General features: G+C 40.1%; 10 protein-coding genes. 3 read left to right on the forward strand and 7 right to left on the reverse strand.

Features of this window, described 5'->3' with window-relative positions:
* The 4 genes from ACR2F7_RS12605 to ACR2F7_RS12620 all read right to left on the reverse strand — a co-directional run.
* Positions 1 to 414: efflux RND transporter permease subunit (locus ACR2F7_RS12605; protein ID WP_432713911.1), on the reverse strand; the 414-nt coding region annotated here is incomplete at its 3' end.
* A 4-nt stretch (positions 415 to 418) separates the two neighbouring features.
* A complete protein-coding gene (locus tag ACR2F7_RS12610; protein WP_432713912.1) occupies positions 419 to 1,618 on the reverse strand; it encodes an efflux RND transporter periplasmic adaptor subunit in 1,200 nt (399 codons plus the stop codon).
* A gap of 109 nt (positions 1,619 to 1,727) precedes the next feature.
* Complete coding sequence (locus tag ACR2F7_RS12615; protein WP_432713913.1) at positions 1,728 to 2,327, reverse strand: TetR/AcrR family transcriptional regulator; 600 nt, start codon at positions 2,325 to 2,327, stop codon at positions 1,728 to 1,730.
* A gap of 475 nt (positions 2,328 to 2,802) precedes the next feature.
* Entirely contained in the window at positions 2,803 to 4,101 is a 1,299-nt protein-coding gene (locus tag ACR2F7_RS12620) for a DEAD/DEAH box helicase (protein ID WP_432713914.1), read from the reverse strand.
* Positions 4,102 to 4,340: 239 nt separating this feature from the next.
* On the opposite strand from ACR2F7_RS12620, the gene ACR2F7_RS12625 reads away from it, so the two are divergent.
* The 3 genes from ACR2F7_RS12625 (at position 4,341) to ACR2F7_RS12635 (ending at position 5,861) form a co-directional block, all read left to right on the forward strand.
* Complete coding sequence (locus ACR2F7_RS12625; RefSeq protein ID WP_432713915.1) at positions 4,341 to 4,715, forward strand: hypothetical protein; 375 nt, start codon at positions 4,341 to 4,343, stop codon at positions 4,713 to 4,715.
* Between the two features lie 77 nt (positions 4,716 to 4,792).
* Positions 4,793 to 4,987: a hypothetical protein gene (locus tag ACR2F7_RS12630; RefSeq protein WP_432713916.1), complete on the forward strand. Its 195-nt coding sequence runs from the start codon at positions 4,793 to 4,795 to the stop codon at positions 4,985 to 4,987.
* A gap of 223 nt (positions 4,988 to 5,210) precedes the next feature.
* On the forward strand, positions 5,211 to 5,861 hold the full coding sequence (locus ACR2F7_RS12635) for a response regulator (RefSeq protein WP_432713917.1): 651 nt from the start codon (positions 5,211 to 5,213) through the stop codon (positions 5,859 to 5,861).
* 2 nt (positions 5,862 to 5,863) lie between these two features.
* Here ACR2F7_RS12635 and ACR2F7_RS12640 read toward each other — a convergent pair whose 3' ends face one another.
* From ACR2F7_RS12640 to ACR2F7_RS12650, 3 genes are all read right to left on the reverse strand, one after another.
* Complete coding sequence (locus tag ACR2F7_RS12640; protein WP_432713918.1) at positions 5,864 to 7,540, reverse strand: Mur ligase family protein; 1,677 nt, start codon at positions 7,538 to 7,540, stop codon at positions 5,864 to 5,866.
* A gap of 141 nt (positions 7,541 to 7,681) precedes the next feature.
* Positions 7,682 to 8,182: a hypothetical protein gene (locus ACR2F7_RS12645; RefSeq protein ID WP_432713919.1), complete on the reverse strand. Its 501-nt coding sequence runs from the start codon at positions 8,180 to 8,182 to the stop codon at positions 7,682 to 7,684.
* Positions 8,183 to 8,192: 10 nt separating this feature from the next.
* The gene (locus tag ACR2F7_RS12650; RefSeq protein WP_432713920.1) at positions 8,193 to 9,347 is read right to left on the reverse strand and encodes a zinc-dependent alcohol dehydrogenase; all 1,155 of its coding nucleotides are present in this window, start codon (positions 9,345 to 9,347) and stop codon (positions 8,193 to 8,195) included.
* Positions 9,348 to 9,450: the final 103 nt, after the last annotated feature.

Genomic DNA, 9,450 nt, shown 5'->3' on the forward strand with positions numbered 1-9,450 from the left:
CATGATTAAACTGTTCTGTTGTTTTGCGGTCGTAATACCTGCTTGTACAACTTCTACAGGGAGCTGACTCGTAGCCTGAGATACACGGTTTTGAACATTTACGGCCGCCTGGTCTGGGTTAGTACCCAGTTTAAAATAAACTGTAATGACCAGCGAGCCATCATTACTTGCTGTAGAGCTCATGTAGCTCATGTTTTCTACCCCATTGATAGACTCCTCTAAGGAAGGGGCCACCGCACGCAGTACTGTTTCAGCATTGGCACCCGGATAAAGGGCCATTACCTGGACTGCAGGTGGTGCAATATCTGGAAATTGCTGTAAGGGCAATTTTGTAAGACCTAACACGCCCAGGATAACAAGGATAATGGAGATCACAGTGGCCAATACTGGCCTCTCAATAAATTTCTTAAACATCGGATTATAATTTTGAGATTTGAACTGCAGCTAAATCTTTAGTAACTTCTGGTTCAATCAACTCGCCGTCTTTCAAACTTTCCATGCCTTTTAACACAATTCTGTCACCGTCTTTGATGCCGCTTTTAACAAGGTAATTACTACCGCTGGTGCCCATTATGGTGATGGGTTGTTTGCTCACTTTGTTATCTTTACTGACCGAGAAAATGAAGATTTTGTCCTGAATTTCCATGGTTGCTTCCTGTGGCACAGACAAAGCATTGTCATGCGTCATGGTCAGCCTTATTTTACCTGTATTTCCAGAGCGCAATAGACCTCCTTCATTTGGAAAAGTTGCCCTTAAGGTAATCGCTCCTGTTTGTTTATCAAACTGGCCATCAATCATGTCTAATTTACCTTCATGTGGGTAAACAGTATTGTCGGCCAATAAAAGTGATACACCGGGAATATTTTTGATGCGCTCTGCAACAGTTTTGCCAGCGTATTTTTCATTGAAGCTAATGAAATCATCTTCACTCAATGAAAAATAAACATGAACATCATGTGCATCGGAGAGTTGTGTTAACGGCATAGGATCTGCTGAACTCACTAAACTACCTTGTTTTTTAGGAAGTCTGCCCACATAACCTGTTACAGGTGCTTTAATTAGGGTATAGCCTAAGTTGATCTGTGCCGCACCGATGCCTGCTTTTGCCTGGGCCACATTGGCTAAGGCCATTTGATGGGCAGCTTTTGCACTTTTCAACTGAAATGGCGAAACTACGTTGTTAGCCACCAATGGCGTTAGTTTTTCAATTTCAAGCTGTGCATTTAATGCCGCAGCCTGTGCTGATTGCAATAATGCTTTGGCGTTGTTTAAAGCTTCTTTAAAGGGAAGTTCATTGATTTTGAAAAGCGGCTGCCCTTTTTGTACCAGGGCACCTTCATTGACAAATACTTTTTCAATGGAGCCCGACACCTGCGGACGTATTTCTAAATCTACTGCGCCTTCAATAGAAGCTGGATATTCAAGGAAAGTTGTTTTAGAACTGTTATTGATGGCCAGTACAGGTAAGGTTTGTACAATTGGATTAGCCACCTGAAGTTTCTCCTGGCGATTACAGGCGAAGAGTAGAATGGCAAAAACAAGGCTTAACGCTTTCATAACGATATTAGATCGTTTAACAGTGTTAGATGACTGGGGGTGAGAAGGATAATGTTTCATGATATGTTTGATTTTAAGATACGCGGGGTATAACGGGTATAGTTTATTTAACACCGTTAAGTAAGTGTAGAAAAAAGAGGTTCATTTTCATGAACCTTATTTTATTTGTTTAATCGTTGATATATTTAATAATTCCTTTAATAGCGTCTTGTAAAATTAACTGGTTCATTTCTTGTCCCCTGCCCCTGTTCACCAGGTTAATAGAGATCAATCCATGAATAACCGACCAAAATGTATAATGTTTTCTGCAAATGAGGTCTTCACTAGGATTTTCATCCGTCATGACTTCCTTAATCATGCTTAAAAATAGTTTATTTGTATATTCAGCTTCTAGCAGCGATTTTTTAAGGTAACAGCAGTTCATTTCCACACCATACATCAGCTGATACAATTCTTTGTTTTCAAAAGCAAAGTTCCAGTAAGCAATCCACATGGCCTCCAATTGTTTGGCAGGTTCTGTTTCTTTCTCGATGGCTTTTTTGATCTCCTGGTTTAAGATAATGTAACCCTGGCGGGTTAATTCTAGCAGGATACCCTCTTTATTCTCAAAATATTCGTAAATTATAGGTGCCGTATATTCAATTTTGTCTGCAATTTTGCGCATACTTAAAGCTTGCCACCCTTCCTCTTTGACGATTTCCAGGGAGGCCTCCAAAATGTTAGTTCTGGTGTCTTCTTTTAATCTTGCAATCCGTTCTTTACTTCCCATATGACAAACCGTTATTTTATTTAACAGTGTTAGGCAAATGTAAAACGGATTTTGCAACAATTCATCATTCTTTTGTCAAAGAAAAAGTAGGCGCTTAAAATTGGAAGATAAAGGGGCAGTAATTGGCTTTTAACAAAGCAATTAAACTCAAACTTTTGACTGTTAAAAAAAGAGAACAGTTAAAAAGGTATTTAAAAGTTAAGCAACTTATCGGTTATAGCTCATTAACCTTTACCTAGCTGTTAGATAACCCATCACTAGCCAATAGCATTATGCAAAGACCTGTCAGCTCCGGGTTTGCTACCGGTTTTGTACCGGAAATCCGGTAGCAAACCGGTAGCATGTCCCTACCAGGTAGGTTCCAAGGGTTAGCTAAGTTTTAGCTAACGGTTAGCCATAGGTTAACTGTCCCTTAGGTTCAACTAAGAGACAGTTAATGTGATGTTAAAGAAAAATAAATTGAGATAGCTTGTAATTAGCTGTGTTTTTTCTTCATGGTCATTTTAAGCTTTTGCCCAATGCCATAATTGTAATCTTTGGTATTACCGTCTTTTTTATCGTGGTAAGCACCACCGCCTTTAGGGGCTTCAACAGTTTCTTTAACGATTCTGCTTTTATCTAAACCTGCTTTTTTAGCCACTTTATCGATTACCAAATCTTCTGGCAAATCCATCACAGCAATTTTAGCCCCAATAGACTGCTCAATTTTACGGATGTCGGCTAGTTCGGCATCAGTAGAAAAAGTGATGGCCACTACTTCTTCTTCCGTAGTTTTCACAATTCTGCTTAAGAAAATCTCTTTCTGCTCAGGTACTTCCATATGGAAGATGAAGCCTATGCCAGAAAGGTCTAAGGCAGAAGTACCCTCATTGGCTACAATTAAAACCCTGGCTTCAGGGTTTTCTTTAAAGTCTTCAATATGATCAAAGCCTTCCTCATCGAAGAAAAGTGGATTTAACACCGCAATTTCTCCAGGCTTACGCGAAACTAAGTTTTTACTCAGCTTTTGTGCGGTTAAACGGGTGTTTACAAAAACAATAACTTTATCAAATACCTCATCATCTCTCAACAACAAGTTCAACAAGTTAATTTTGGTCTTGAAGTTCTGCACCTGGTATAACAGCAATTCATGGGTAGTCGCTTTTTTATCGCCCAATTCATCAACTTCCAGAATAGTAGGGAATTTTAAAAACTGATCTACCATTTGATGCAGCTTATCGTGTACCACAGTGGTGAAAATAAGGTGCTGACATTTACCTGCACTGCGGGCAAGTTCACATACTGGCAGTTGCATTCCTTGTTTTAAAATTACCTCTGCATCGTCTACAATAAACATTTGCAGTTTACTGAGGTTCAAGCCGAGTTTTAAATATACAGCTCTTGCACGTGTAGGTGTGGCAACAACAATATCAATACCTTCAACTAAATCATTGATTTCTGACTCCATGCCTCCTGTGCCACTTAGGCCAATGATACGCAGGTTTCTGTTTTTGCTGAGTTTCATAAATTCAGCAATCACCGCTTCTACTCTTTCTCTGTCGGGTACAAGAATTAAAAATTTAGGTGCTTCATCACTACCGTATTTTAAACGCATTAAAACAGAAAGCACGTAATTGGTGGTTTTACCACTACCCTCAGGAGCAACAGCAATAATATCTTGTCCTCCTAATATTCTGGACATGGTTTTAGCTTGAATTTCTTTGGCGGAAATATATCCGGCATCGGTCATTGCAGCTACCAGGGACTTACTTAGTTTTAATTTATCTAACGACACAGTATATTCTATTTAATGTAATTGCTGCAAATTTACGGAAATTAAAAGTACTCTGAACAAAAATCAACTATACTTGTAAACTGAATGCTAAAAAACATCAAACCCATTTGCTTTCTTAGGTATATAATTACTATTAAAATGGGATGATTGCTTAATGAATAAAACCTTTACCTGCTTTTTATGGTATATAGCAATGATTAAGCTGATGAGCGTTATAACATTAAAACACCTACATGATTATGAAAAAACTATTATTATTAACCTTGAGCATAGGCTTATTGTGGAGCTGTAAATCCACCGAAAATCAGGCGAAATTCACAGGCACCTTTAAAGGTAAATTCATTACGGGCACCCCTGGGGCTACTACGGCTACAGAAAGTCAACTTACTTTTAACCAAAGCAATTACACCTCAACAAAAGGATCTGGTACTTTTAAGGTGTTGGATAAAAAGGTGATTAATTTTGCTGATGAAAATATGTGGACGGCCAACTTCGACTGGAACACTATTTTAAAGGGTGATTATACTTATGAAGTTAAAGGTGACAGCCTGATATTGAATAAGACAGCTGTTACTGATGCCATTTATCAATATCGCTTAGGGCTACAGAAATAAGACAACATCAGCTATTTATTTCCTGCTGCAGCAAAACTTGTATTTATAATTTGTAAGAATTTTTGTAAATTTAAATCATGGGCATACGTTCAGAAAAAAAGAAAATCTTACAACAAATTATCACCAATGACGATACCAGCCTGGATATAGATCCGCAATCGTTATTAAGTCCGGGTGACCTGCATTGGTTTGAGGCGACAGGCAAAAAGCAAAGCAGTAAGGATAAAGAAAATGAATCAAAGCCGGATAAAAAAACAGATCTCCCTCAATAACCGAGGGAGATCTTTAAAGAACCTGCAGCTCTCCTACTTATTCTTGAATATTTACAATGTTGCTTTATAACTTACTTTATAAAAAGCAACTATTCTTTTTTAAGCTGATAAAAAAGGTTTTAAGAGACGACGAATCTATAAAACCTTTAACAGCAATGCTTGTTATCAAAGCATAAATTCATTACCATGTGCACATCTATTTTTAACCTAATACCATTACTATATGCTCAATGTAATTTTGGTTGACGACGATAATCTTGTACGTGAAGGTATAAGGATGATTTTAACTGAAAACGAACACGTTCATATATTAGCCGAGGCCAGTAACGGTGCCCAGGCCATTGAAATGTTCAATCAGGAACTCATGCCTGATATTGTGCTTACCGATATCAACATGCCAGAAATGGATGGCATTTCCCTTATAACTGCGCTAAAGAAAATTAACCCCGAAATAAAAGTCATCATGCTCACCATGAGTGACTCAAATAAATCTATTCAGCAATCTTTTACTGCAGGGGCATCGGGTTACCTGATGAAAACTATCCATGCGGAAGAACTTAACTTTGCCTTAAACCAGATAAGCCTCGGCGAAAGATATATTTGCTCTAATATTGCCATTCGGCTTTTAGATCGTTCTATAGAATTTTCAAACATACAATCCGTTTCTGCGGATCTCAATGTTGACTTTAGCTCCCGGGAAATAGAAATCCTGGCGCTGATTGCCCAAGGCCTGACCAATCAGGAGATGTCAGAAAGGTTGTTTTTAAGCAAAAGAACCATTGAGGGCCACCGTCAGAATTTAATTGAAAAAACAGGCTGCCGCAATACGGCAACACTGATTAAATATGCGGTGTTAAATGGCATGATTCAATAAGTTTAAAATACGCCCCTTCTTTGTAAGTGCTGGGGTGTAGGCCTGGACAAGGCCCTTGGTTTATACTGGTTGATATAAAAAAGGGTGTCATAAACATTTTCGGCATTCACAAAGATCCAGTCTCCCTTTTTAGCGTGTGTAATGGCATACTTAATGGCATTAAATTCATTTGAGATCACTTTTACGGGCAGCAATGGATTGATCTCCCTGATGCCCACCAGCAGCAACTCGTTCAGTTCTTCGTGCGTGCGACCACTGTTGTCAGCATCATGCCTAATGATGATTTCATCAAAAATGGTGGCCGCAAGACGGCCCATATTTACAATATCAGCATCAGGACGATCGGCAACTGCAGCAATGATGCCCACTTTAGAGGTTACCTCCAGCTGGTCAGTATAGTTCTTCAATTCCCGGTAGCCTCCTTCGTTATGTGCATAGTCTACCATCAGTGTAAACTCTGGAAACTCAAACACATTCATTCTTCCCGGGGTATTTTCTGGAGAGGGATGGAACTTCTTTAAGGCTATTTCAAGGTCATCAACAGAGAGTTGATAAATAAAGGCGGTAAGCATTCCCGGGAGCACATTTTCCATCATGCAGGTAGATTTACCATGATGGCACAAGGGTACATTTGCGATAGCAGCGATCCTGAATTTCTCCCTGCCCTTGCAAATGGTAAAAAAACCATTTTCGGTAATGGCCGCCAGTCCGCCCTTGTTACAATGTTTAATAATCCGCTTGTTTTCGGGGTGCCGGCTAAACAAAGCTATTTTGCATGATAAAAACTTCCTCATTCGATACACGAGGTCATCATCGGCATTTAAAATAGCATAACCATCTTTGGCCGTTGCTTTGGGAACTGTAAGTTTTACCCTGCTCAGCTGCTCCATGGTTTCTATATCATCCATACCGAGATGGTCGCCAGAAATATTAGTGACAATACTTACATTGCACTCATCAAAACCAAGACCAGCTCTCAATATCCCCCCTCTGGCACATTCCAGCACCGCAAAATTAACACGGGGATCGTTTAAAACCACCGCTGCGCTCACCGAACCACTACAATCGCCAATAGAAATCAGCTGATCGTTGATATAAATACCATCCGTAGTGGTAAAGCCCACGCTATACCCTGCAAATTTAACTAAATAAGCAATGAGTCTGGTAGTGGTTGTTTTTCCATTGGTGCCTGTTACCGCTACAATGGGAAAGTTCGGTATAGGTTTGGCATTTTCACTATCGTGGTTATGGCTTTCTCTAATGCGGATCAGGTGTTGAATATCCTTTTCGATCTGGTATTTTTGATCCGCTAGTAAAGCGTTCACCAGGTTGACGGCCGCTTTGGCAGCATAAATACCCGCTTTTTCAATGGTATAGGAAAAACAAAGGATAAAGTGTTCCGGATTTGCGGTAGGGTGTATTTGATGATACACACAATCCATACCTGCCCGGCACTGTATTTCTACGGCGACCTGGGTAACCACATTTAAAATAGAGCCATAAGGTGCCAGGTTATGTAGGGCTGGTTGTAAAGATTCAAGCTTTTCACCGATAGCTATTAGTCCTGCGGACTTCTGATCATCAGTCTCTTTTACTTCTATTTTAGCTACAATTAATTTCTTTCTCAGCTCAGACCAATAGTTTGGCCCACGCATTACGCTTATGTGCAAGATTTTCATGATAGTGATTGGAGCGTTTGCTTGTTCACAATATCGAAATCTTGAAGAAGATATAAATACGGGTTTTATGTAGATAAACCCGTATTTATAATTTGTATAATTGCAAGTAATTATGATTATAGTAGCGTATGTATACGTAACCTATATGCGATACCACTCTTTTCGTTTTTTAGAAAGCAGGGTACATATAACTGCAGCGACTACTACCCCTGTTATTATCTTTTTTGCCGCACCTTTAGGGTTGTACTTAATTTCAGCCTTCCAGCCCCTTTCGGCAAAGATATTAGGCACATGGCCATGTTTAAGGTCGTCCACAATACCCTCAACTACGTTAATCCGGTCTGCCAGTAGCAGAGGCAGCCAATGGCCATAACTGCTTTCACTATACTTAAAAGCATACCTCCTGATGGCACCACTTAAACCTTTAGGAGGCAAGGTGGCCCCATAAACCGCACTGAGGTCTGGGCGCTCATTAGATTTTAACACTTCCATTATCGGGATTTGCTGCACCGGTCGTTCCCAGTTGGAGCGTTGATGGTCATCGCCGGTATAGGTTTTCATGGGATAGGTAGGCTCATTTTTAGGATCAGCATCTACCCCCCAACCTTTGATATTTTTATAATCGTTATTGTTATTTTCCATGGTTTTGAGCTTAAATTCTTGCAGATGGCGGAATTAATATGGTTTTAATACAGTTATCCAGCTTAGCAGAAAAGATATGATAGGCATCTGCAACTTCTTCTAAGGGCACCCTATGGGTAATGATACCTTTGGGATCTAGATGTCCTGCACGTATATGTTCAATTAAGCGGGGAAGCAATCGTTTAACCGATGCCTGGTTGGCCCGGATGGTTAGCCCTTTATTGAGCACATTGCCAATAGGCACCAGGTTATCGGTAGGGCCATAAACACCCACAATAGAAATAATACCGCCTTTTTTAACGCTATTTATAGCCCAGTGCAAAGCCGTGGCAGAACCTGCCTGCAGTAAAAGTTTCTTACCGGTAATGGTTTGCATGGCATTGCCAGAGGCATCACCGCCTACTGCATCAATGCAAACATCGGCACCAAAGTAATCTGTCGTTTTCTTAATGAACAAAACAGGGTCTTCCATAGATCTGAAATTGTAAGCCTCGCAGTTGGCGTATTTCCTTACAAAATCAAGCCTGTATTCCAGGTGGTCAATCACAATCACTCTTGCTGCACCAAAAAGCCATGCACATTTAGCAGCCATAATACCGATAGGACCAGCACCAAAAACCACTACCGTATCGCCGGTTTTAATGCCTGCCATTTCTGCTGCCTGGTAACCTGTAGGCACCACATCGGTTAACAAAACAGCATCATCAGGGTGAAGATCAGGAGGAATAACCATTGGACCAACGTCAGCATAAGGAACTCTCACATATTCTGCCTGGCCACCATCATAACCTCCAGCGGTATGAGAATAACCATAAATACCACCAACGGCAGTAGCTTGCGGATTAGATTCATGGCAATTGCCAAACAGCCCCTGTTTGCAAAAAGCACATTTTCCACAGGCAATGTTAAATGGCACCAGTACCTGGTCGCCTACTTTTAAATTGACCACCGTAGGACCAATTTCTTCTACCACACCGATAAACTCGTGTCCAAACGTCATACCCACCCGCGTGTCAGGTACTAAACCATGATAAAGGTGTAGATCTGAACCACAAATACAAGAGCGGGTAACTCTTACGATAGCATCATTGGGATGCAAAAGTTGTGGGTAAGGCTTGTGATCGATTCGTACCCTGAAAGGGCCCCGATAATTCATTGCTAACATAGAATAGGGTTTTAATTCAAATACCCTATTATAACTTAGTTAATAAATAAAATGTTTTGAGAGATTAATACTTAATATGTAGAGGAACATACGTGTTTTGAAA

The sequence above is a fragment of the Pedobacter sp. genome (assembly GCF_045628745.1).
GTDB lineage: Bacteria > Bacteroidota > Bacteroidia > Sphingobacteriales > Sphingobacteriaceae > Pedobacter.

What these genes read in the sequence shown, in the direction of transcription:
- ACR2F7_RS12650 (WP_432713920.1), bottom strand. Translation starts at nt 9,347, where the DNA reads ATGTTAGCAATGAATTATCGGGGCCCTTTCAGGGTACGAATCGATCAC.
- ACR2F7_RS12645 (WP_432713919.1), bottom strand. Translation starts at nt 8,182, where the DNA reads ATGGAAAATAACAATAACGATTATAAAAATATCAAAGGTTGGGGGGTA.
- ACR2F7_RS12625 (WP_432713915.1), top strand. Translation starts at nt 4,341, where the DNA reads ATGAAAAAACTATTATTATTAACCTTGAGCATAGGCTTATTGTGGAGC.
- ACR2F7_RS12635 (WP_432713917.1), top strand. Translation starts at nt 5,211, where the DNA reads ATGCTCAATGTAATTTTGGTTGACGACGATAATCTTGTACGTGAAGGT.
- ACR2F7_RS12630 (WP_432713916.1), top strand. Translation starts at nt 4,793, where the DNA reads ATGGGCATACGTTCAGAAAAAAAGAAAATCTTACAACAAATTATCACC.
- ACR2F7_RS12610 (WP_432713912.1), bottom strand. Translation starts at nt 1,618, where the DNA reads ATGAAACATTATCCTTCTCACCCCCAGTCATCTAACACTGTTAAACGA.
- ACR2F7_RS12615 (WP_432713913.1), bottom strand. Translation starts at nt 2,327, where the DNA reads ATGGGAAGTAAAGAACGGATTGCAAGATTAAAAGAAGACACCAGAACT.
- ACR2F7_RS12640 (WP_432713918.1), bottom strand. Translation starts at nt 7,540, where the DNA reads ATGAAAATCTTGCACATAAGCGTAATGCGTGGGCCAAACTATTGGTCT.